Below are 23,038 nucleotides of genomic sequence, written 5' to 3' on the forward strand. Positions count from 1 at the left end.
CTTCAAAACGTCATATATATAACCTAATATTCTTATACAGCCTATGAATTGTTTTCAAAACTTTTTTTTATGATTTGTATTCCTACAGAAACCATCCAAAGTAACCAACATAAACTTCCCAAAAGGCCAGTTAGAGGAATCTCTCTTACTTCTGGAATTACAATGGCAAACAACTCCCACTGAGCCAAAAGATAAACCAAGGAAGAAAACATTCCAAAGACTGCAATCCATCTTGGAAAAACAAAATCCTTCCAAATCGAAATGGATACCATCAACATCCAAAAAATGGTAAAGAGTTGGCCTAAATGTTCACCAATCAAAACTCCAAACAAAAGATGGATGGATTGAAAATTTACGATAACTGCTTCTTTCACTAAATCAGAACTCAATGGATCAGCATACAAATTAGCAAGGACGGGTATTACAAAAACCCAACGCAAAAGTCCGATGAGCTGAAAAAACAATGAACTAATTCCAAATGTAACAGTAGCCAAAGACAAGAGTGGATTTTTATCTTTTGTATGTTGGTATAAATGAAAATAACCAAAAATAAGCGGAAGACCAGAAATCCCGAAGAACCACCATGTCCAAACCAAGAAGGATCCACCTTTATGAAAGTCCATTAAAATAGTTTCCGCAGGCTTTCGTAAGATATCGGGATATTGAAAATTTATTATTAAAATTGTATAAGGAATTTGAATGAGAAAGGGAACTAAAACAAAGATTATCCCCATATACAAACTCCATTTGATAGATTCATTTTTCATACTATGTAAGATACTAATCTAAATGGGGTACCTTGTCGTCTCACCCCATGGGATGGGACCATTATTTGTCTAAAAAAATTCTATCTATCCTTTGCATCATCCTCAGTTTAGGATAAGTTTTCAAATGATTGGATCTATCTTACTCGGTGCTGGTTTTATGCAGTCAGTGTTTCTTGGTATATACTTCTATCGCCGAGAAAAAACAGGAAAACAATTCAGTCGACGTTTAGGTTATTTCTTTTTTTTCCTATCTCTCATAACTGTGTGTAACCTTGTTTATTTTTCAGGGAATCTAAATGATTTTCCTCACCTTATCAAAACAGGCTATTTTCTGGGATTTTGTATTGCTCCATTTTTTTCTTTTGCTGTGACAAGGTATTTTGGGATTCCCAAAGAAAATCAAATTTGGTTCGGATTCTTTTTAATCGTACCAACCTTATTTTTTCTAGTTCACATTCCATTTTTCCTTTTGAGTGGGGAGGACAAAATCCTTTCACTCAAAAAGGTTTCTCAAAACGAATTTTTGAGTGAATCAAATCTGTTCCAAATGTTGACATTGTGTTTTTCTCTCCTTGTATTTTTTCGAACCTATTTCAGGTTTCAATCTGTCCTTGGAGAATTTTCTGAAAACTTTGATTCAGAGGGAAAACTTTTTTCTCGTTATATACTGGTATTGATTTTTTGGCTTTTTTTATGTATTTTGTTTTGTATTTTTTTCCCAGGCAAACCATCAGAAAGTGTTTCTAACATTGGTTTTTCGGTCTGGGTTCTTGGATTTGCATGGCATAGAATCTATCTAGACAAAAAACTTTATGATACCCATTCAAGTTTACAAACAAAAAGTAATACAAACAAATATAAAAAGTCCCATTTAGCAGACCAAAAATTAAATGAACTAGGAAAACATTTAGAAAATTTACTAAACAACAAAGAATTAATTTTAGATGAAAACTTAAACCTCGCTAAAATTTCAAAAATCCTCGGGCTAACATCTCACACAACTTCACAAGTTTGTAATCGTTACTTTGATCAAAGTTTAATTGAAATTATTAGAAACAAAAGAATTGAATTTGCAAAAAAGATTCTGATAGAATCAGATACTCCCGTACTTCGGGTTGGTTTTGACGTTGGATTCAATTCAAAAAATGCATTCATTCGAGCATTTAAAGAAATTACCAAGGTAACTCCTTCCGAATATCGCAAAAAATACAAACCTTAGTCAAAAGTATCATAAATCAAAAAGTTTTCTTTTGACTAAAGGTTCAATCATACGTTGTTAATTAGTAATACTTTTTACTTCTTTTAAACTTAGTGCAATAAGAAATGAAACTGTACATGAAATCATTCCAAATGCAAAGACTCCTGCATAACCAAAATGATTAGCAACAAGCCCAGAAAGTGGACCAGTCACACCTAAGGCAAGATCAAAAAAAGCAACATATGCACCAAGGGCAACACCTCGAAATTGTGGTTCCATGTTTTTAACAGCTTCTACACCAAATGCTGGAAACACTAACGAGTAACCAAATCCAGTCAGTGCTGCTCCCAAAAATGCAAAAGAAGGATGATTCGTTTGCCACATCAATCCTTGTCCTAAAATGGCAACACCGGAAAAGATCATTGCAATTTTTTTACCACCATACTGATCTACAGTTTGCGCAAAAAAGATTCGAGAAAGAACATAGGCTGCTCCAAAAATCGCCATCACCCACTGTGCATTTTCCCATCCTCTTTCCTTAAAGAGAAGTGAACTAAATCCAGCAATCCCCGCAAAACAAACCGCAGCAAAAAAAAGTCCTAACCCCTGTTTCCAAACTTTTGGAACCACTTGGTAAAATGGGATCCTCACCTTACTTGTCGGTGGAATTGCTGGAACCGAAGATGAGATGATCCCTGCAATGATTGGCAACACTATGGCCAATAAACATCCGCCTTGGAAGCCAAATTGGTTGATCATCAAATGACCTATGGGAGCAGAGATGGCAATAGCTCCATACATGGCCATTCCATTCCAGGCCATCACACGACCAGCGTTAGATGGTCCAACCAAACCAACACCCCAGGAAAGGGCGCCAGTGATGAGTAAACTCTCTGAATATCCCAATATGATTCTTCCAAGGAATAAACTAGTGAATCCTAAGGCTCCTAAAAAGTATACTGCGCCTAAACTCACAATACCAGATACCACAGCAAAAAATAACCCTCTGATGACCGCAACTTTTGGACCTTTTAAATCAGAAACGGAACCAGAATGATGCCTACAAAGTAAGGTAACCAAAGATTGAGTTCCAAGTATAACTCCAAGCCAAACATCACTGAAACCAAGAGTCCCTTTAATCAATCCTGGTAATGTCGCAATAGGTATTCCCACGGAAAAAAATCCCAAAAGGACAATTAACGCTATTATGATAATATATTTCATAAAATTTCCTAATTCTAATGATTAACGAAACAAAATATTCGTTAGAAGAGCTGAACCATAAAGACCAAATCCATACACTGTATGAATGGCAAAGTTTCGAATTCTAACTTGGTAAGGCTTAGGAGTTTTGGATGCAGCGAACCCAATGCCCATTGCTGGTTGCATCAAAAACCAAGGCGCCGAAATGGTTCCAACACCAACAGTCATTGCAGGCATTAAAGTCGGATTCTTTAACCAAGTTTCTCCCCAAATGATTGGTAAAAGAAAAGAAAAAAAAATTCCGATCGCATAATGCGATGCCCAGCCGAGTTTTGTTTCGTTTTGAATCACCTTAGCCTTTCCTATCGAATTGTGGAAAATCTTTCCACGAAATATATGACCAACCCAACGTCCCAAAAGCCCTAAATCAAGTGAACTTACACCGACTGTTTTTTGCAAAAGGAGACGCCAAATATCCATAACCACAGTAGCTCCACTCCCAATCAAAACGAACTTCCAATAGTTTTCTAACAGAAAATCCATAATATCCTCCAACATTAATTCTATCATTCAATTGTTTTATTGAATGATAGAATGTCTATCATAATTTTCCTGATTATATAAAATTTCTTGCCACAAAATGAACAATCGTTGGAATGATAAGTTTTATGAGTAGTTTGAAAACCATCCCACGTATGAGTGAAGTTGCCAGTATGCTCGGGAACGAATCACGGCTCATCTTACTACAACTTTTGTCTAATGGTGAAAAATCGGTAGAACTCTTGTCAGAAGAATCCGGTATTCCGGTTGCGAATACCTCACAACACCTTCAGGCGTTAAAAAAATCAAACCTTGTCACCACTCGCAGAGATGGAAAACGAATTTTATACCGATGGGAACCGGGCCCAATGAAGGAATTGTTTTTTGCTTTGGAAAAGTTTGCCGTATTTAGTATTGCCGAAGGCCAAAGCGCAACTAGTGGAAATACACCAAACATAATCAATATCAGCTTTTCTGAAGTTCAAAAGAAAATAAAAAAAGGAGGAGCCCTCCTCATTGATGTACGCTCTAAGGAAGAATACAAAAAAGGACATATCCCTGATGCACTCAATGTCCCATATAACGATCTTTTCACTCACAAATTCCCAAAGACCAAAGAGGTGATCGTATATTGCAGAGGACCACTTTGTTTGTTATCAGTTAACGCGATGAAACTTTTGCAATCACGTGAAGTGAATGTTTTTCGTTTTGATGGTGGATTTAGTAGTTGGGAGTCCGAGGAAAAATAAAACAAAAATCTATAAAAAAATCGATCAAGCAGGAAATTGTATTTTTAACTTATAATTTTCATCTACGATTTGCACCTCTAATTTTCCATTTAATTGCGACAATCGCTGGTTGATGCTTTTTAGTTCAAGGTTAGTCTTTTGATTCTCAAAAGGTACGTTCAACAAATTTCTTTGATTGATATAAAAAGAACCGTTCACATAATCTAACTTCCAAACAGATTCTCCTCTACCATATTTAATATCGTTCGTACAAACTTCATAAAGCATATAAAATATATTCAAAAAATAACTTTGGTTTTTACCAATAATTTTTTTATCGTTGAAATAATTCAAAAAATCACTAGAAGGTAAAAATTCAAACTCTCTTCCAACATCAGAATACCTTCTTAACAATGTTAAGTGTAAGCCAGTGACAAAGTTTTCAAAAATTAAATTTAGGTCTTCAATATAAAGTAGTTGATTACGCAGTGATTGGATGATTGAGACTACTCTCTCATAAATATGATCCAGATCAAAAGTGTAATTTACTGATTCACTAATGTTTGTCTTTTTTCTTTCTAAATACACTTTTAAATCAGTTAAGTTTGCCCCCAATTGGTCATGAACCATCAATTGCATTTCAGCCCTCTGTTTTGACAACGAATGCACTGATTCTTCATGTAGAGCCATTTCAAAGTTTGCTCTAGATTCAATCGCATAGGCGAAAAATTTGCTCAATGAAACCGTTTGAAAAATTACATAAAACAAATAACCAATCATTAAATATAAACCGCCATGAATCCCGTAAAAGTTAAGTGATAACGCTAAAATACAAAATAAGGCAAGCGAGAATAAAGCGATTGCCATTGAATACAACCCTTGTGCCTCTTTTTTATGTTTATACAGGAGAAAAAATGAAAACGCCAAAAACATTATCAAATAAACAACGAGATAAAGAAAATTCAGATAATACTGAAATGTTTTGGGAACAAAAGGAGTAAACAAAGCCAGAATTGCGCCAACATAAAAGAAATTGTTTATGTATTTATATTGTTTCGATTTAAATAACTCACTCAAAAATAAAACAGAAAATACAAAGGTAAAAATATTTACATAATGTATCCATATAACTTGAAATTCAAAACTCTGTATTGGTATAAAATAACCGTGTAATTTACTATTTAAAAAAGGAATTCGAATTAGAAAGGTAATACAAACAATTGAAAAATATAAAAAAGCAATTTGTTTACGATTAATAAAATAAAATGACAAATGATATAAGGCAGACCCAAATATAAGCCCGAATACAAAAACTTCAACAATTAGATTTTTACTTTTATACAAATATATTTGAGAAGGAGAAGCAATCAAAAACTCACCTCTTGGCCCACCCTGATAAAAATCTTGATTCGCAATTTGTATAACAATATCCAATTCTAATTGATCTGTTAGGAACTCAATTGTTGAATTTGTTCTATCGGGCACAATCTCGGCAAATTGCGAAGAAACTTTTCCTTTCTCCTGCATAAGTGCACCATTGATGTAAATCTTAGAAGAAGAAAATAAATGTATAAAATAAATAGAGAACTGACTAACTTTATAACTCTTTTGTACCTTTATTTTTTTTCGGTAGGTTGCGTAACCTTTAGCAGGAAAGTTCTGATCGGAAAAAGTTAGATTTGTCCAAGGCCGAAATTCTACTACTTGCGCTTCGTTTAACGGAGAATTCGAAAGGAAAACCTTTGGATCCAAAAGCTGATTCCAATAAAACTCCCAACCAGATGATAAGTTGATTGGAAGTGAGTTTTCCCAATTGGTATCAGATAAATCTATATAAGAGTTATTTTTATTTTTTTCCTCTAATTTTTGATAACAATTTACTGGAATCGTCGAAACAATCAAAAATAAAAAAATATTTCCAATACGTTTCATTATAAAATAGAATATTCTTGCACTTTAAGTGCTAATTCTGATCGATTATGAACCTGTAATTTTCGATAAATAGATTTTACATAGCCCTGCACTGTATGCTCACTTAAGTCTAAAAATTTTGATACCAAAGGAATTGTTTTCCCTTTGATTAATAATTCAAGAATTTGTTTCTCCCGATCCGTTAAATAAACCTTTGGTTTATCAATAGGACGCCTAAAGCTTGAAAACACCCGTAGCGCAATTGTCGGCGTGATATAAGCACCACCACCTAACAAAACATCAACAATGTTTTTTATTTGCCCTAATTCCGATTTTAAAAGGTAACCAAGTGCTCCATTTTTAATCGAATTAAAAATCATCTCATCGGAATTCATATTAGTTAACATAATTACTTTTATGTTTTCATTTTTTTCTGAGAGAATTTTAACCACTTCAATTCCGTTAATGCCTGGCAACATGATATCCAAAAATAAAATATCGATATTTTTATGTTGAGGATCGCGTAGAAGCATCTCTCCAGTATTCCAAGAGAGAACCTCCGATACATTGTCCAAGTCAGAAATACGATTTTTTAATTCTTCCAAAAAGAAATCGTCATTTTCCAAAATTCCGATTTTAACCGCATTTGAATCAGTTATTCTTTCGTTTTTATGCGACATGTTCTCTCATCCCTGCTAATGTTTCATAATACTTCCAAAAATTTTCATTGGGTGTTCGTTTGTCCTCAGATAAGGAAAATTCCGTTTTTAATCCTAGAACGTAAAACATTTCCACTTCTCCTTTGTTTTTGGCATTAACTTTTCCTCTGTATTCGCATTCAAATACGTCTTTAATCATATCATAGGTTTCACCACTCACATTGATTTTTCCTGGAGTCCCGGAAGATTCCATCCTAGAGGCGGTGTTCACGGTATCCCCCCAAACATCATAAGCAAATTTTTTTTCTCCTATCACCCCTGCAACTAACGGACCTGAATGAATTCCTAAACGTAGTTCCCAAAATGGCAAACCTTGATCCGCTTTGATTTGTTTCATTAGATTCATAAAGGCCTGGATCTCCAAAGCAGCAAGAACAGAATCGATTGCATGCGTTTGGTTTCGTTTAGGAATTCCACCTGCACACATATAACTATCCCCAATCGTTTTCAGCTTCTCTAGTTTGTATCTTTCTGTAATTTTATCAAACTGAACAAAACAAGCATCCAAATCTCGGATCAGTTCTTGTGGAGATAAAACTTCTGCGATTTGCGTAAACCCTTTAAAGTCCGTAAACATAACACTCACATTTTCGTATAATACTGGTTCTGTGGCTCCTTTTTCTTTCAGCTCCTCCGCAATATCAACAGGCAAAATATTCAGTAATAGCTTCTCGTTTTTTCGTCTTTCTTCCTCAGCAATATTTCTAGAAATCTCTAATTCTTGGAATAAAGCAGAACCATAAATAATACCCGCTAATTGTTCTCCCAAGATAGATAGTTTTGAGATATCTTCATCAGTTAAATCCATCGATTTGTCTGAATTAGATAAATCAAGTAAACCAACTACCTCTCCATTCAAAATCATTGGGATAAAAAGAAATGATGTTATTTTACAAACATCAACCACCCATTTATCTTCTTCAGTAAGTAATCTTTCTAATTTTTCCAGATCATTCGGTATATAAATCGGTTTTTTCTTACGCAGTGCCATCTGGTGGCCTCCTGCTGCACCCTTCAGAGGCAATCTCATTTCATAGATTCTTTTTTTCTGGAATTCCGTAACATATTCAGGAACTTCCATCTCCATAAACCTTAAATAATTTTTTTCTCCATCAGCAACTAACAATGAATAATACATAATTCCGAAATTGTTTTTTACATAGTTATGTATTTTCTTCATTATTAAATGAATATCCATTTTTTCATTGATATCTTTAACAAATCCATTCAACGCAAGGAGATCCTTTTTTTGTTTTTCTGTTTGCCTTAGGAGGTGAACCCTTTGAATGACACCTGCAACTTGTGCGCAAAGATGTTCAATAGATCTTGCTTGTGACTTTGTTAAATCCAGGCGTTCTAAAAAATTAGAGAACATAATAAGTCCGATGGTTTCATTTTTTAAGACCAAAGGGACATGCAAAAAGGAAGTGGCTTTAACTCCTTCACTAATTCGTTCATCAATTTCAAATTCGAATCTTTTGATTTGACGCAGTAACATACTTTTTTTTCGGTTCCATACTAAATAAGCGATCCCACCTGATTCATTCATTGGAATCCGTAAATTATATACAAAAGCTCTTTGTTCATCAGAGGCATCAAAAAACGCTTCAGCGTGTACACTCTTGATTGCTTCTTGGTTATCATCTAATAAAAATAACCAAGCACCCAAAATCCCATATTTTTGATTCACGTACTTTGCAATGGCACTGATGATTTTTGGCAATTCAGATTCGGAATTGATTAAATTAGTCAAATGATTGATGGCTTCAATTTCTCTTTTGGCTTCTTCTGATTGGATAAGAGCATTGTCTGCTTTCACTTTTTCTTTTGCCAATGCAAGCATCGTTTGGTCTAACTTTACCGCTGTAGACCGTAAAAATACAAACGATACAAGATAAAAAGCAAGAGCAATCGGGGATGCAACAAATAACGCGTGATAAACTGAAACACTTAGCGAAAAAACATCCATTAAATTTAAAACATAAAAGGACATCGAAACTGGGACAAAAAATAGAATCATTAATGAAACTCGATTTCCAATCAAAGTAGCTTGTCCCGAAGTAGGAATGGCACCCAGTTTGATGATAAAAATGGAAATCAGAAGTGCTGGGATGAATTGTAATTCACCAATTGGATACAATGGAATTCCCATGGTAGCTGGCAAATTGAGGAAAATAAGGAAGTCACCAAAAAATAAAGAAAGCACAATAAGATTTGCCATTTTATTGTGGGTCTCTTTCCATATTTGAATCCATTCTTTTAAAAAAAATGTCATCCCTACCATACCAAAAAAACCAAATGCATTGAGGCCAATGTTAGCTGCAGACATCCGGCCGAAGGAGTATTCATAGAATCCTCCAAAAAAATAAGGAGTCCAAAGGATAAATGCCAAAAGCAGAGATCCAAAATCCATTAGCCTTATTAGTTTCGGAGATTTTTTACCGAATAACGCATAACAGAAACGCAAATGAATTCCTGGGGTAAATACAAATAATGTATAGAAAATTTGTTCTAGCCGCCTATGCACGATTAAAGGTAAATCAAATTTAAAAATTACCATCACGATGGTAAAAGCACCTGCTAAAAAGAATGATATGGATGCTAACATGTTTAATTTAATATCAGGGTTACTTCCTGCAATATAAATGGCCAAAGCAAATACCACAACGCTGGAGAAAAGTGGAATTAAAAAATAAGGTCGATTGTACGCTGTTAACTGATCATTTGGATGAAGATAAAAAGAAACTAAATAAGCAATCAGGATTAAAATCGTAGTAATAAAACCCGATAAAAAGTAGAACAATCCCCTTTGTTTGAATAACAAATCATTTAGATTTAAAAAATCTGATCGAAAAATTCCATATCCGAGGATCGATAACGGAAGAAATGCAAAACTGCTCAGTGGAAATACTGGATATCCAACCAGACTTAACAAATTGGTAATCAAAAGAAAACTACATATATGAAGACCCAAGAATAAAAACTTTTTTGATTCATAATCTACTTGGTTCTTTATCCAATAATGAAACGAGATAGGAGTGTAGATAAATAGGTAATTAATGACTAAAACGACTCCCCAAATTTTAAGAGGAAGTTCCGCAATTGGATATTTGCCAAAAGAATAAATAAACCAACCGCCTGTAAAATCATAGTGAGTGAAAAGCCCATAATACCCAAACGCCAGAGTAAACATTGCGGAAAAACCAGAGATGATTAAATATCGATAAGATTGGTTCGTTAGATAATAAGTTAAATAAGCAGCCGATGGAGATAATAAGATAACTCCAAAGTAGCCGATACGATTCCAAAACAACAATGTCGGTTGGTCTTGAATTAACGTACGTAATGATAAAACAAAACCAAGTGAAGCAAAAGAAAAGGAGAAACAAATAAAACTAAACAGAAGTTTACGATTCTCTGACCTTTTCAGGGCAAGTATTCCCAGTGATGTCAGTGTCAATCCGACAAACGTAGTAAAAAAGTTTGGTATCGCCCAAGGAAGGTTGTACCAAAAATATTCGATTGTAGTGGGATTTGTCGAAAGTTCAGGGATAGGAATCATGAAATCCTCAGTGTAAATTACAATTTCTCTGCTAAAATTTAAAACTATAGCAAAGAATTCTGATGACTTTCTTTCCATTCATAAGTTTGGAAATAAATATTTTAGTATATGATCCCCCCTGTTTAGGGGGTTTTTAAATTAGTAAATTGAGTCTTAAATGAATTTAAATTCATTTGGAAGAAATAAAACTCAATCACCTTCGTTTTTGATTTTTATTTGTGTAAGGCAAAATTCATTGATCTTCAAAATTGAATTGTTCTCTTTTCTTTTTAAAACAACAAAAGGATTGGGATACCAAAGTGCTACTTCATCCTTTGCGGTCATGCCAATCACTTCAGCTTCCAATAAGTCGTTATGTCTTTGACGAAAAAAATCTATAGGGTCGCCACTAGAAAGAATTTCCCCATTGAAAACCATATAAACTTTTTTTGTAAGTTTTATAACCTCTGGAATTTCATGACTAATCAGGATGACTGTCATTTGATACTGCTTTTGTAAAGATTCAACGAGTGAAACAAGTTGGCTTCGAATCCTTTGGTCTAAAGAAGAAAAGGGTTCATCTAAAAAAAGGAATTTAGGTTTCTGGATAAGCGACCTGATAAGTGCCACTCTCTGTTTTTGACCACCGGACAATCCTTCCACTTTTTGCATAAACTTTGGGTTGGTTTTTACTAAAACCTTCTTTATACAATGTTTCTGGAAAATCCATATCAGCAGATAAAAACAAATCGACGGGTGCACCACTTCGAATTTGACTCGCGAGTTGGCCTGAGGCACACAAAATAATAGTTATCTTATATTTTAGGTTTTGTCTCAAAAAAGAGGTCCGAATTTCTTCTATTGGATTTTTCAAATTTGCGGCAACTGCGACTATAATTTCTGCGTTTTCTTTGGGACGATTGGAATCCAATTCAGGTTTTTCTGAAAAGACTGCACTTGTTAAGACAAAAATACTAAATATAAATAATTTGATATGTTTCATATACCAACCAGGTTCATAAAACATAAGTTTCATGACCGATGCGAGACTTTTTTTTAGAGAAACAGCAAGAATCGGGTTTTGGAATCGTAGAATTCAATCTAAACTATTCTCATTCCATTTTTGGAGATGAGATGAAAACATTTATTTTACTACATGGTTCTTACCACGGCGCTTGGAATTGGCATAAAATAATTCCGTTATTGCAAAAACTTGGACACCAAGCAATAAGCATTGATATGCCAGGGCATGGACTAGACAGAAAGAAAATACATGCCGCAACACTTAGTGACTATGTAAACAAAACAGTACAAGTGATCCAAGCAGTCGAAGGCAAAGTGATTTTACTTGCCCACAGTCGGAATGGAATTGTAATTTCTAGAGTTGCGGAAAAAATCCCAGAAAAAATTGAGAAATTAATTTACCTCGCATCCTATTTAATTCCAAACGGAAAATCTATGATGGAATATGCACTCCTTGATCGGAAGTCTTTAGTGATTCAAAACACAGTTCCAAAAATTTCCTTAAAACTCGCGAGTCGATTGATTAAAAATTATAATGGATATAAAAAAACATTGATCGATCTTTTTTTACCAAAAATATACAGAACCCATCGTTTGAGCCAACATATCTTCCAGGAAGCACTCTATCATGATTGCCCCCTAGAGATCACTGAGTTAGCCAATGTTTTACTCACACCAGAACCGAACTTGGGTGGATTCGAAAAATTGAAATTAACTGAAGAGCGTTATGGTAAAATTCCGAAGATATACATCGAATGTTTGCAAGACAGAGCGGTTACACTGTTTCTCCAAAGGAAGATGCAAAAAGATTCTCCCTGTGATCGGGTTTTTCAAATTGATTCCAGCCATTCACCTTTTTTTAGCAAACCAAAAGAATTATGTGAAATACTAAATGAAATTGCAAGGAAGTAAATTCTATGTTTGAGTTTCTTTTGATTGTTTGGTGGTGTTAAACCAAGAAAAAAAAGGATACATCCATGTGAGCCTTAGGCAACATGTTGGCAACTGAATCGTAGTTGCCAAACTGCGAGATCTTAATATCGAGAAACTAGTTTTGTTTTATCGTATGATAAAAGTGAAGTTTTGAAATTATCCTCCGATCTCGCAAGCTCACTATGATCCAATCTTATCGAAATTGAAATCCATATTGGTTTTGGTTTTCAAAAATACCCAATCTGATATTTCCGATTTTTTCAAGGGGACTTGTGATTTGCAAAAGAGAATCGGGACTAACATGCAAATAAATCATCGTACTTTTAATATCAGCATGGCCTAGTAGTTTTTGAATGTAAACCAAACTATAACCATCCTCCAAAAGATGGGTGGCAAACGAATGTCTAAGTGTATGTACCGTTGCGTATTTTTGTATTTTCGACAAGTTTCGAATTTTTTGAAATGCAGCTTGGATGGTTCGAGGACTGATGGGAATGTTCTTACCTTTTTGCGAAAAAAACAAATACGATTTTGGATTATAAATCTCTAAATATTGTTTTAAAAGTGAGGAAGTTTTATCAGCTAAGATTGCATACCTTCCGTGGCCCCCTTTACCCGAACGAATATAAATTGCCTTTCTTTCAAAATCAATATCGTTTACTTGAAGGTTAAGCACTTCTCCAATACGGATCCCAGAAGAATACAATAAGGTAAAAATGTTTTTTTCACATACAGAATTACAATTTCCAAGAAAATTTTTTACTTCGGTTTGGCTAAATACAGCGACAACTTTACGTTTTCGTTTTGGGAAAGGAACTAACTCCAACATATCTTTTCGGTTAAGAATTGAATAAAAAAACAAAAATGCACTATAAAAAATCACCAAGCTAGAATCTGCTTTCTTTGAATGTCTTAAATTAAGAAAAAAATTATATATATCAATTGGTTGTAAATCCAATGGCGACTTTTGAAAGTATCTTGCCAACCTAGACATACACATCGTATAACTTCGAATTGTTTTTTTTGCATATCCATGCACAATCATGTCAGAAACCATTTTATCTTTTAACATACCCATAAGTACACGGGACAGAATGTACATTTGAATACAAAGAAATTAAAATGATTCTTAAGTTATAAAAACGATTTATCTGTTCTTTAACAACTCAACAATTTTAAGATGTCCATTTTCCCGAGCTAAGTCCAAAGCGGTTTTCCCCTTTTTATTTTTAAAAGATGGATTTGCATTTTTTTCTAATAAGAATGAAACAATTTCAAAATTTCCATCTCTGGCCGCCAAAATCAAAGGAGTTTGACCTTCCAATGAATCTGCTCGGTTGGGATCAGATCCCAAAGAAACCAGTTCCCTCACAATGGATTCATTTTGTAGTAAGACAGCTAAAATTAAAGGAGTTTGTCCAAACTCATTCACTGCTTCCAAATTTGCGCCATCACCAACAATCGATTTTACAAATGAAAGTGTCCCTCCTTGGATCGCCCAAAAAAGAGGAGTATATTTATGTTCATCAACTTCATTTACGTCTACTCCCGTTAGACGCAATGTTTGAAAAAGGAAAATATGGTTTTCTCTAGCGGAATAGATCCAAAGTAATTTCCTTCTCCTGGAATAATCTAAAAAGAATAAACTAATCAGAACAAAAAGTATAAAAAAAACACCGAATGCGCTTTTGGCGGCAGATTTGGAATCAGGATGAAAAAATAATTCTGAATTTTCACCAAGTATGTTTAAAACAGATTTGTATTTTTTAATAATCAAATAGACTAACATTAGATTGGTAGGCAAGGTGAACGCAATCAGGTAAGGGATGTTTACAATTTTGCCATTCCCAGCATATAAAACAAAATAGATTGGAAACAAAAGAATCAGGAATCCATAAATACTAATACTTTGCGCTATGTATCCTTTCGTGGAACCCCCTTTCGTAAGTAAAAGTCCTCTATGAAAACTCATTAATTGCAATAAAAGAGAAGAAAGAATCGCCCAAATGACAGAACTTAAAATCTGTAACGAAGGGAGCGGAATTGGCATGTCCCAACGATTTTTACTCATACCTACATATAGGCCAGCAAGAATTGCAACTCCACCCACAAGCCAAAGGGAAAAGAAAACACGAACCGAATGCCTTGCTCTTCGCATTCGAGATGTTTTATCTTCAACAATATCTTCTTCTCCAAGGATATCTTCCACTGCTGATGCAGCACGTAATGTTCCCAAAACAGAAACAGCAATATAATAACAAAGAAATGAAATTGCTAATAAGTTACGTTTCCAAGAAACATCAGCTGACGTATAACGAACCAAAATAATCAAAAAAACTGCCAACAAAGGTGGAGTAAACAATCGAATGATAGAAATCAAGCCACCGCGAAATGGATTCATCTGAGGAAGGATTTTATCTGTATTCATATTATTTTGCTACCCCTTTGGCCCCTTCATCTTTCAAATTCAAAATATAATTTGCTACGGCTGTTAACTTTTCATTTCCTAAGTATTTTTGAGATGGCATTTCAATAAAACCTTCTCGCACTTTTTTAGGCATCGAAGCAAAAGAAACGACTCCAAAGACATCTTTTTTATATTTTTCTTGTATTTCTTTTATCGGGGGGCCAACGGTTCTAAGAGTCATTGAGTGGCAACCAGAACATACAGCACCAAACACTTGTTTTCCAAGTTCTCGTGCATCTGATTTAGATTCTCCTAATTTGGGATCTCCAATCATTGTTTTAATTTTATCTGTGGTTTCCGTTGGCGAACAAACCCCGTATTCACTCGTTCCAATTTTAGTAACTGAATCAGGAGAGAACAAACAATTATCCTTTCCTTTGCCAGAAGCCACTATATCATATCCCTCTGGGAAAATCCCCACCTTCCCACCATTAGGTGATTCAGGAATAGGGTTACCGGAAAATACAATGCGAATCACATAAAAAACCCAAGAGATAAAATCATTCCATTTGCGCGATCCATTGTCGATAAAAACGTTTTCAAGGACTTTATTACGATCTGGGTTCGGTTCTACATCTGGGTCTGGTGATTTGGAATTGGGTAACAAATTATTATCTCCGATTCCAATGCCGGCAAAACTATTTCTACGAATGATATTTCCTTCAATAGTGACTGCATCCCCTGCCATCACTCCTATTCCAATACCAGGCGGAACACCAGCAACCAAAGCTCCCGGTTCTGCAAAATTTCTATGATTGTTATCGAATATAAAGTTTTTTCGAATGATTACATTCTCAACTTTTTTTAAAGGGAGCCCTGGTAATGCAAACGCAACGATCCCGGCAGAATTATCGTAAACGGTATTTCCTTCGATCAGTACGTTCGTTGAGTTTTCAATTTCGATTCCAATAACACTTCCATAAACTTCATTTCGCCTAACATCAACATTATGACACATACCAATGTAAATTGCAGCATCCGCAATACCTAAACTAACAGTATCCTCTACCAAAACATTGGTCCCCATTGTTGGATAAATTCCGTAAATACCAGTGTTTTCCACAATGAGTTTGCGCATGATGATATTACCGGCTCCTTGGGTCATCACGCCGTTGGCTTTGTAATTTTTTATATGGAAATTTTCGATAAGAAAATTTGCACCTGAACCAATCACTCCATCATTTAACTTGGCTTCCCCATCTAACACTGGCCACTTACCATTGACGATGACACCAGATAAAGTAAAATGAGTTTTATCAACAAACAAAAATTCATGATACACGCCGGGAAAAACTTTTACCGTATCACCTTTATCGAGTGAGTCGATAGCCTTTTGAATGGATTCACCTTCATGAACTTCCACTGTACGTGAAAAAACTTGGGAAGTGAAAAACAAAAAAAGAATAGTTTGAAACCATAGTAAAAAAATATTTTTTCGTTTTTTGAAAATCATTATTGTTTGGAACTCCGATGTTGATAAGATTCTAATTCGATGGCAACGGGTAAACCGGATGGAACTGATTTAGGAAATTTTGGCATACTTGATTCATCAGTCAATGTGTTTAGAAAAGAAATGAGAGAAGTTATTTCATTTTGACTAAGACCCATTTTTCTTACATGCCAATGGATACGAAGGTCACTTGGTGCGCCATTACCCCTGCCGCCACCCTCGTTATAAAATTGAACGACTTCTTCCAAAGTTTCCAAATTCCCTGCATGCATGTATGGCGCTGTTTTTGTAATATTTCGCAAAGTCGGAACACGAAATGATCCACGAAGTAAATTTTGTCCAGTAATTGTCTCTCGTCCATAATCTCTTTCACCTGAATCAAGAACACCAATTGTAGCAAAAACATTATTTGTAAACATAGGTGGAGGATGGCATTCAGCACACCTAGCAACAAACGAACGAAACACATTATACCCGAATAACTCTTCTTTACTAAGTGCGTTTTTATCACCAGTGCTCCATTTATCAAATCTGCTACTAAATGACACGAGTGATTTTTCAAACGAAGTTAATGCATCAACGACTAACTTGGCCGATATTCTTTGGCCCTTCAAACCATAAGCCTCTCGAAACATTTTTTGATAAAAAGAATTATCGTTTAATCTCGATTCAATGATTTCTGGAGAACTTCCCATTTCGTCTGGCGAATACAGTGGACCTTCAGCCTGATCTTCCAGATTCGATGCCCGCCCCTCCCAGAATAAATGTTTCATATAGACAACATTCCATAAACTAGGCGCAGATCTTTTTAAAACGACACCATCTTTACGATTCGGCCCGTATCCTACACCGTTTTTACCAATACTTTGTTTCATTCCGTCTGACAAACTATAGGCGGGATGATGACAATGAGCACAGGATAACTGTTGATCACCAGAAAGTATCGGATCAAAAAATAAATACCTACCTAAATCAATAATTTTAGGATCCAATTCCACATTTGGAAGAGATTGTCCTAACCCACCATTCTTTTCCAATGAATTTACATACTGATAATTAATTACACAATACTCATTCTTCTTTTTCCAACCTGAAGGACAAAGGGAAGACAAATGAAAGTCGGAAGGAGGTTCGACTACCTCAAATGCAGATGTTTCTTGAACGATTCTAGAATCTACCTTTGCACAAAATAAAACAAAAAAGAGAAAGGTAAAAAATACTAAATAAAACCGATACATCACAAGACAAAAGAACCAAAGAGAGAAAAGATAGAAATCATTTTTATCATTAAAAAAAAAGAAATAAGAATGATTTTGCCATAAAAAAAATTCGACCAATTCCAGTTCATTGATTTATATCAATTCATCTTGGATGAAGAATTGGGCCACAAAGAAGTGACCCTAACCACAAAAGAATTTTTGATTTAAGATTCAGCAAGTGCCTTTATTGTTTTATATTCACTTAAGTCTGTATATATTTCTTTTAAATATGGATTTCGTTTGGTTTTGATCCATTTATATACCATATAACAGAACACAGCAACATTACTCAATAAGGCAATCGCAGCAACCGAGTTATATATCCAAGGTTGATAGGTTGACCGAACTACATGGGCACCAGAATCTAAAAAAGCTGGGAATGTTTGTGCAAACATACACCAGATAGCAAGTGTTTGTGCTCTATGTTGAAGCCAAGCACCTTTTCCAATTGTAAATGCACAAAATGTTGGTGCGAGAAGCAATGCCAATCCTGCATACCATGAATGTGTCGGAATACAATTATAAGTATAAGAGAAATTCCATAAATCATATGCGATGATCCAAAACCAAAGCATATCTGGCCATAACATATCTCTACTCTTGTCCGACTCTGTTTCTTTTCGAATCACAATTCCAAACCAACCTGTAATTGTAACCGTATTGAGAATCCCTGCAACCGCATTCATATAATTCCAAGGCCCACCAAGGACTCCCGTAACTTCTCCTTCGATTGGCCCAGAAAATAAATTCCAGTATACCTTCCCTACTTGAAAATCACGCGTCACAGCTTCAATGATATTCACTGCCAAAATTAATGCTGGAAAAAGCAGAGCTAATTTAACATTTGCTAAACGCCATTTCACCTTCCCATTAACACCTTTTTTCTGAACGTGACGAATTGCCCAAAATATAATACAACCAGCGGTTGCAGAATAAACTTTTACAAGGTGAAACCAATCTGTATAAGTTTGTTCCTTCATAAAGAAAAACCAAAGAACGGAAAGAAACGTTGGGAGGATAATGAAACTAAAAAATCCAGCCCATTTCCATCTCCTAGCAAATTCGTTGAAAATAAAAAGTGCAGCAAATACAAGAAGCCACACTCCAATTCCTTGTGCTGTTGTTGTCCCTGCTTCCGCATTAAATGTCCACATAACAAAACCTCTCTTAATTTATCATAGATATTATATTTTTTGATTATCCACTTTCCATAATCATCATGACTGACGAGTCAACGAAAGTCAAGAAATCTTGTTTATGACGGACTTAACTTAGCGGGCGTTTGTTTAGAAGTATTCTAAGGTTTTTTTAAATAGGCGGTCCCAATTGGATGGTAAAAAAGATTTAGATTAATAAATGGCTAGGCCATGGTAAGGCCTACCAACTCCCAGTCTTTTCAAAAACGGTCCAAAGTAGAATCAAACGGCAATGGTGACACCAATGTATTTTAGCTTTCTCCTTTGTTTTTATTTCTTCTCTTCGATTTTAATCGATTCTATAATCTGGTCGAAAGTTTTATTATATTTTGGATATTCATCAATTGTTGAATTGAAGTTAAACAACAACATTTTTCCATTATAATTAGTAACCAACATTGTATTATTTATTAACGTTATATTCCCTTTCTATCTTATTGGAAGTCGATCCATTTATTACTATTTTTTATACAAATTTTGGCGAAAATTTATTACAAAGAAAGGGAAATTCAATTTGCCTATATTCCTACTTCCTAATTTTCTGAAGTCTTATAGGAAAATAAGTTAGGCGAAAGCTCTATTTGCAATGAGAAACTTTGACTAATGATTAGATACATATAGCGAATCTAACGTATACATCTTTTCTTGGTTACTCTTTCCGTTGGACAACAATGAAAGATCCTGGTAGTCCAGATAAAATACCGCCAACCAAAACAGCCTAACACAAAAAGATAGATTCAACTAAGGAAAAAATGGCTGGATTGCAATCAAATGACAAAGGTGATCCTAAAATAGAGGCGCTATTTGTAAAAAAGGTTTGCTTCGCATTGAATTTGGAGAACCGAGTCTCCTGCTTCAATCTTTTTTTAATCGATAAAATTACTCTAAATTTATATCTTGAAATAGAATGAGTGACCACATAACACAGTTTACAAAACTTTTTCTTAAAAAATCATCTCCTTATGGCCCAATCCTTATCCTTTCTTGAAATTGCCCAAAAGGCTTTAGTTGAAACAGGTAATCCCATGAGTCCCTCCGAGATTTGGACTTTCGCTAAAAATAAAAATTGGAAAACCGATTCCGTCGGCAAAACACCTTGGGCAACCATCTCTGCCCAAATTTATTTAAGTATCAAAAATGACCCAGTTACTCCGTTTCAGCAGGTGAGCAAAAGACCCACTCGTTTTGCACTTTCTGATTGGGGAGGAGCAGTTGATCAAAAGGTTTCTGATTTTAATGCAAGAATGTCGGAGGAAGAAAATACCGCAGTGAAGGAACGGGAACTACATCCAGTTCTTACTCAATTTGTGTTTTCCAATCCACACTTCCGAGTGCATACAAAGACGATTTATCATGAGATTTCAACGAAATCGACAAAAGGTAAAAATCGATGGTTACATCCAGATCTTGTCGGAGTCAGATTTAACTTTGATGAATATACAGAAGAAACGGTCAGTCTGCAGAGATTAATGGCCACTGCAGATTGTTACCTCTTTTCTTTCGAAGTAAAAGTGAATTTGCATTTCGGGAATTTAAGGGAGGCATTTTTTCAAGCTGTTTCAAATTCTTCTTGGGCCAACGAAGGTTATCTCGCAGCACTAAACATTGAGGAAGACTCTGACTTAATGGATGAATTAGCAAGACTTTCCAAAGCCTTTGGTATAGGTGTCCTTAAATTGGATTCTACGAAACCTGAAGAAAGTGAAATCTTGTTCCAATCAAATCCTAAAACCAACCTTGACTTTGCAACAATCGACCGTTTGGCGGAAGAAAATAGAAATTTTCGAGACTTCCTCAAAAACATTGCAGAGGATGTGAAGTTAGGAAAAGTTAAGAGTCCCTATGATTCCATAGAGTAAATAATTTCTATTCAAAAAAATATGAGTCTATCAAACACTATGAATTGATTTGATTTTAGAATTAAAATTCCACTTCGATGGAGTAATCACTTTAGTTTCTTATAAGGAAAATGGCCATGTCGAAAGCAAATTCATTTTTTAAACGTAGTATCAAGTCAGTCTTTAGCATTTTTCTCACGCAAACCAAAGTATCAAAAATAGAACAGCTAGCAGACGGTTTCCTTCTCATCGAAATGACGGGAACAAAGTTAAAGGAAGCAAAGTGGATTCCAGGTAGTAAGGTGCAAGTCGATGTAGGAAATCTTACTTACCGCACCTACACTCCCATTAGCGTAGACAAAAACGAAGGCAAACTCTCATTTATCTGTTTCAAACGAAGTGAAGGCCCTGCCTCCACTTGGATCCATTCCTTAAAAGTAGGCAACCCTTGCGAAGTTTTTGGCCCCCGCGAGTCTTTGGATTTTTCCAATATGGAAGAAGACGCCATCCTTTTCGGTGATGAAACTTCTTTTGGTATTGCGAAGGTTTTGCAAAACAACGTAAAAAAGAAATCTCATACATTCCTCGAATTGACCTCACTAGAGGCAGGGAAAGAAGCTCTAAGTCATCTGGGACTTACTGGACACAGAATAATGGAACGATCTCTTGATGGATCGCATCTCCAAACAATAACAAAGGAAATATTTGAACTGATTTCAAAGATTCCCGAGGCAAAGCTTTTTCTAACTGGACGTGCCAGTTCGATCCAACAAGTCAGGACCTATTTAAAGAATTCAGGAATTCCCACTAACAGGATAATGGTTCGCGTTTACTGGGCAGATGGAAAGAAGGGTTTGGATTGAGAAGGGTGATTTGGTCGTTCCCAATTGGATTGAATCGTTGATCTTAATTAAATAATGGGAGGGCCACTCCGGGGTGCAACTACGATGATAAGGATATGATCCGTCTCTATCGAATATAAAATCTTATATGGGAATTTATGAAGGATATACATTCTTATTTTCCCATTACCAAATCGTCTTTACCTAACCTGGAAGCTGGATCAAAAATTTTTAGGAGTCTCCGATAAAAGAATTTTTGTTCTCAGCCAAAGAGGCACGATCCTCCCTATTCGAGTAGCCAAAGCGGTTCCGTACGGGAAACGGTTTTCTTTCCATTCTTTTCTAATGCCCTTTAGGACTAGGCTTGCAGCCTCATTCTCACTGATTTGATTCGGAGCAGGGATACCATCATTCTTTACCGCTTCCGTGTCCACAAATCCAGGATGTATTGTTTGGATCCTTATATGTTTGATTCCAAAATGTTCTAATTCCATTCTTGCCGTTTCTAAAAAAAGACGTGCGGCGCCCTTGGAAGCAGTATAATCACCTTGCATAGGGATTCCAAAATAGGTCGCCAAAGAATTCATATGAGAGATCATACTTACTTCTTTTTGTTTTTTCATCTGCTTCATTAGGGGAACATAAAAGTTAATCAAAGAACTGTAGTTGATATTCATACAGTCTAAGATCGTTTTCGCGGTTGCGGTTAATGTATTCGAAGGAGGCCCGATCCCGATATTCAGTAGAGCAATATCTATCTTTCCATACTTATTTATTATTTCTTGTACTACAAATTCTGCATGGCTCTCGTCTCTTCCATCACCGACAAAAGTCATACAATCACTTCCTAATTTTGTGATCTCTTTCGAAACTTCTTGGAGGAGATTTTCCCTTCTTGCCGTAAGTATTATTTTATTTTGGAATTTAGCTAGGGCTAATGCAGTCGCTCTTCCAATGCCAGAAGAAGCTCCCGTGATTAAAATAACCTTGTTTTTATAGTCCATACGTATCAACCGATAAGAAATGATTCACCAAAAAGTGAGTGAAAACTCACTTTTGTAAAGTAAAATCTTTTCTGAATCATTTGTAGATGATTCGCATTTTGCGCTCATCTTCCCTCCGGACACAAAAAAAGCAGCATAATGCCCTTCCCGACTCCTGCCAGCTGAACTTCCTGTTCAGACTGGCGAGCTTTGGCCATCCCTGGCCACGCCTCCGTCAGAAATGCATTCTGACTTGGGTAACTTAGAGAATTTACAAATCAATATCCAAAAATAAAAAAAGCCTCACATCTTTCGACATAAGGCTTCTTCTTATCTTGCTCTTCTTCAACTATATACAACAGTGGTTCTATCTTCCCCGATGAGGGAAAGCCTGCGGAGCACCAAGCGGCACTGTCGCGACTGCGAGCACCCGACCGACC

Annotated in this window: 18 protein-coding genes and 1 pseudogene; 5 read left to right on the forward strand and 14 right to left on the reverse strand. The window is 35.5% G+C overall.

What is annotated here, in order from left to right; genetic code table 11:
- Positions 1-41 precede the first annotated feature (41 nt).
- Positions 42-734: a DUF4386 domain-containing protein gene (locus CH364_RS13180; RefSeq protein ID WP_244280414.1), complete on the reverse strand. Its 693-nt coding sequence runs from the start codon at positions 732-734 to the stop codon at positions 42-44.
- 157 nt (positions 735-891) lie between these two features.
- Here CH364_RS13180 and CH364_RS13185 point away from each other — a divergent pair, with 157 nt between their 5' ends.
- On the forward strand, positions 892-1,986 hold the full coding sequence (locus CH364_RS13185) for a helix-turn-helix domain-containing protein (RefSeq protein ID WP_100744455.1): 1,095 nt from the start codon (positions 892-894) through the stop codon (positions 1,984-1,986).
- A gap of 57 nt (positions 1,987-2,043) precedes the next feature.
- Here CH364_RS13185 and CH364_RS13190 read toward each other — a convergent pair whose 3' ends face one another.
- Both CH364_RS13190 and CH364_RS13195 read right to left on the reverse strand, forming a co-directional pair.
- Positions 2,044-3,189: an MFS transporter gene (locus CH364_RS13190; protein WP_100744454.1), complete on the reverse strand. Its 1,146-nt coding sequence runs from the start codon at positions 3,187-3,189 to the stop codon at positions 2,044-2,046.
- Between the two features lie 21 nt (positions 3,190-3,210).
- Positions 3,211-3,711 carry a DUF2938 domain-containing protein gene (locus CH364_RS13195; RefSeq protein WP_100744453.1) on the reverse strand — a complete coding sequence of 167 codons (501 nt, stop codon included), beginning with the start codon at positions 3,709-3,711 and terminating at the stop codon, positions 3,211-3,213.
- 125 nt (positions 3,712-3,836) lie between these two features.
- On the opposite strand from CH364_RS13195, the gene CH364_RS13200 reads away from it, so the two are divergent.
- Positions 3,837-4,457, forward strand: coding sequence for an ArsR/SmtB family transcription factor (locus CH364_RS13200; RefSeq protein ID WP_243401402.1), 621 nt, complete (start codon positions 3,837-3,839; stop codon positions 4,455-4,457).
- Positions 4,458-4,481: 24 nt separating this feature from the next.
- Here CH364_RS13200 and CH364_RS13205 read toward each other — a convergent pair whose 3' ends face one another.
- The 5 genes and pseudogenes from CH364_RS13205 to CH364_RS13225 form a co-directional block, all read right to left on the reverse strand.
- On the reverse strand, positions 4,482-6,368 hold the full coding sequence (locus CH364_RS13205) for a 7TM-DISM domain-containing protein (protein WP_100744452.1): 1,887 nt from the start codon (positions 6,366-6,368) through the stop codon (positions 4,482-4,484).
- On the reverse strand, positions 6,368-7,027 hold the full coding sequence (locus CH364_RS13210; RefSeq protein ID WP_100744451.1) for a response regulator transcription factor: 660 nt from the start codon (positions 7,025-7,027) through the stop codon (positions 6,368-6,370). Before CH364_RS13210 ends, CH364_RS13205 begins: the two co-directional genes overlap by 1 nt.
- A complete protein-coding gene (locus CH364_RS13215) occupies positions 7,017-10,628 on the reverse strand; it encodes an adenylate/guanylate cyclase domain-containing protein (protein WP_100744797.1) in 3,612 nt (1,203 codons plus the stop codon). Before CH364_RS13215 ends, CH364_RS13210 begins: the two co-directional genes overlap by 11 nt.
- A 189-nt stretch (positions 10,629-10,817) precedes the next feature.
- Positions 10,818-11,261 (reverse strand): annotated as a pseudogene (locus tag CH364_RS13220) (ATP-binding cassette domain-containing protein); the annotation flags it as partial.
- Positions 11,203-11,643, reverse strand: coding sequence for a substrate-binding domain-containing protein (locus CH364_RS13225; RefSeq protein WP_243401401.1), 441 nt, complete (start codon positions 11,641-11,643; stop codon positions 11,203-11,205). The gene CH364_RS13225 and the pseudogene CH364_RS13220, both read right to left, overlap by 59 nt.
- A gap of 98 nt (positions 11,644-11,741) precedes the next feature.
- On the opposite strand from CH364_RS13225, the gene CH364_RS13230 reads away from it, so the two are divergent.
- Complete coding sequence (locus CH364_RS13230) at positions 11,742-12,542, forward strand: alpha/beta fold hydrolase (RefSeq protein ID WP_100744795.1); 801 nt, start codon at positions 11,742-11,744, stop codon at positions 12,540-12,542.
- A 214-nt stretch (positions 12,543-12,756) separates the two neighbouring features.
- Here the strand turns inward: CH364_RS13230 and CH364_RS13235 are convergent, their stop codons facing one another.
- From CH364_RS13235 to CH364_RS13255, 5 genes are all read right to left on the reverse strand, one after another.
- Positions 12,757-13,635, reverse strand: coding sequence for a tyrosine-type recombinase/integrase (locus CH364_RS13235; protein WP_100744794.1), 879 nt, complete (start codon positions 13,633-13,635; stop codon positions 12,757-12,759).
- Positions 13,636-13,710: 75 nt separating this feature from the next.
- Positions 13,711-14,991, reverse strand: coding sequence for an ankyrin repeat domain-containing protein (locus tag CH364_RS13240; protein WP_100744449.1), 1,281 nt, complete (start codon positions 14,989-14,991; stop codon positions 13,711-13,713).
- 1 nt (position 14,992) lies between these two features.
- Positions 14,993-16,483: a parallel beta-helix domain-containing protein gene (locus CH364_RS13245; RefSeq protein ID WP_100744448.1), complete on the reverse strand. Its 1,491-nt coding sequence runs from the start codon at positions 16,481-16,483 to the stop codon at positions 14,993-14,995.
- The gene (locus tag CH364_RS13250; protein WP_243401400.1) at positions 16,483-17,817 is read right to left on the reverse strand and encodes a cytochrome-c peroxidase; all 1,335 of its coding nucleotides are present in this window, start codon (positions 17,815-17,817) and stop codon (positions 16,483-16,485) included. Before CH364_RS13250 ends, CH364_RS13245 begins: the two co-directional genes overlap by 1 nt.
- Before the next feature lie 86 nt (positions 17,818-17,903).
- Positions 17,904-18,893, reverse strand: coding sequence for a DUF5692 family protein (locus tag CH364_RS13255; RefSeq protein WP_100744447.1), 990 nt, complete (start codon positions 18,891-18,893; stop codon positions 17,904-17,906).
- 1,004 nt (positions 18,894-19,897) lie between these two features.
- Between CH364_RS13255 and CH364_RS13260 the strand changes: the two genes are divergently transcribed.
- Both CH364_RS13260 and CH364_RS13265 read left to right on the forward strand, forming a co-directional pair.
- Positions 19,898-20,794 carry an HTH domain-containing protein gene (locus CH364_RS13260; RefSeq protein ID WP_100744446.1) on the forward strand — a complete coding sequence of 299 codons (897 nt, stop codon included), beginning with the start codon at positions 19,898-19,900 and terminating at the stop codon, positions 20,792-20,794.
- A gap of 116 nt (positions 20,795-20,910) precedes the next feature.
- Positions 20,911-21,636: an FAD-binding oxidoreductase gene (locus CH364_RS13265; RefSeq protein ID WP_100744445.1), complete on the forward strand. Its 726-nt coding sequence runs from the start codon at positions 20,911-20,913 to the stop codon at positions 21,634-21,636.
- 200 nt (positions 21,637-21,836) lie between these two features.
- Here the strand turns inward: CH364_RS13265 and CH364_RS13270 are convergent, their stop codons facing one another.
- Entirely contained in the window at positions 21,837-22,619 is a 783-nt protein-coding gene (locus tag CH364_RS13270; protein WP_100744444.1) for an SDR family NAD(P)-dependent oxidoreductase, read from the reverse strand.
- Between the last annotated feature and the right edge of the window lie 419 nt (positions 22,620-23,038).

It is taken from the genome of Leptospira harrisiae, from assembly GCF_002811945.1.
Classification (GTDB): domain Bacteria; phylum Spirochaetota; class Leptospiria; order Leptospirales; family Leptospiraceae; genus Leptospira_A; species Leptospira_A harrisiae.

Bases quoted from the DNA above. Each gene is read 5' to 3' on its own strand.
- CH364_RS13180 (WP_244280414.1), bottom strand. From the start codon at position 734: ATGGGGATAATCTTTGTTTTAGTTCCCTTTCTCATTCAAATTCCTTAT.
- CH364_RS13185 (WP_100744455.1), top strand. From the start codon at position 892: ATGATTGGATCTATCTTACTCGGTGCTGGTTTTATGCAGTCAGTGTTT.
- CH364_RS13190 (WP_100744454.1), bottom strand. From the start codon at position 3,189: ATGAAATATATTATCATAATAGCGTTAATTGTCCTTTTGGGATTTTTT.
- CH364_RS13195 (WP_100744453.1), bottom strand. From the start codon at position 3,711: ATGGATTTTCTGTTAGAAAACTATTGGAAGTTCGTTTTGATTGGGAGT.
- CH364_RS13200 (WP_243401402.1), top strand. From the start codon at position 3,837: ATGAGTAGTTTGAAAACCATCCCACGTATGAGTGAAGTTGCCAGTATG.
- CH364_RS13205 (WP_100744452.1), bottom strand. From the start codon at position 6,368: ATGAAACGTATTGGAAATATTTTTTTATTTTTGATTGTTTCGACGATT.
- CH364_RS13210 (WP_100744451.1), bottom strand. From the start codon at position 7,027: ATGTCGCATAAAAACGAAAGAATAACTGATTCAAATGCGGTTAAAATC.
- CH364_RS13215 (WP_100744797.1), bottom strand. From the start codon at position 10,628: ATGATTCCTATCCCTGAACTTTCGACAAATCCCACTACAATCGAATAT.
- CH364_RS13225 (WP_243401401.1), bottom strand. From the start codon at position 11,643: ATGAAACTTATGTTTTATGAACCTGGTTGGTATATGAAACATATCAAA.
- CH364_RS13230 (WP_100744795.1), top strand. From the start codon at position 11,742: ATGAAAACATTTATTTTACTACATGGTTCTTACCACGGCGCTTGGAAT.
- CH364_RS13235 (WP_100744794.1), bottom strand. From the start codon at position 13,635: ATGTTAAAAGATAAAATGGTTTCTGACATGATTGTGCATGGATATGCA.
- CH364_RS13240 (WP_100744449.1), bottom strand. From the start codon at position 14,991: ATGAATACAGATAAAATCCTTCCTCAGATGAATCCATTTCGCGGTGGC.
- CH364_RS13245 (WP_100744448.1), bottom strand. From the start codon at position 16,483: ATGATTTTCAAAAAACGAAAAAATATTTTTTTACTATGGTTTCAAACT.
- CH364_RS13255 (WP_100744447.1), bottom strand. From the start codon at position 18,893: ATGTGGACATTTAATGCGGAAGCAGGGACAACAACAGCACAAGGAATT.
- CH364_RS13260 (WP_100744446.1), top strand. From the start codon at position 19,898: ATGGCCCAATCCTTATCCTTTCTTGAAATTGCCCAAAAGGCTTTAGTT.
- CH364_RS13265 (WP_100744445.1), top strand. From the start codon at position 20,911: ATGTCGAAAGCAAATTCATTTTTTAAACGTAGTATCAAGTCAGTCTTT.
- CH364_RS13270 (WP_100744444.1), bottom strand. From the start codon at position 22,619: ATGGACTATAAAAACAAGGTTATTTTAATCACGGGAGCTTCTTCTGGC.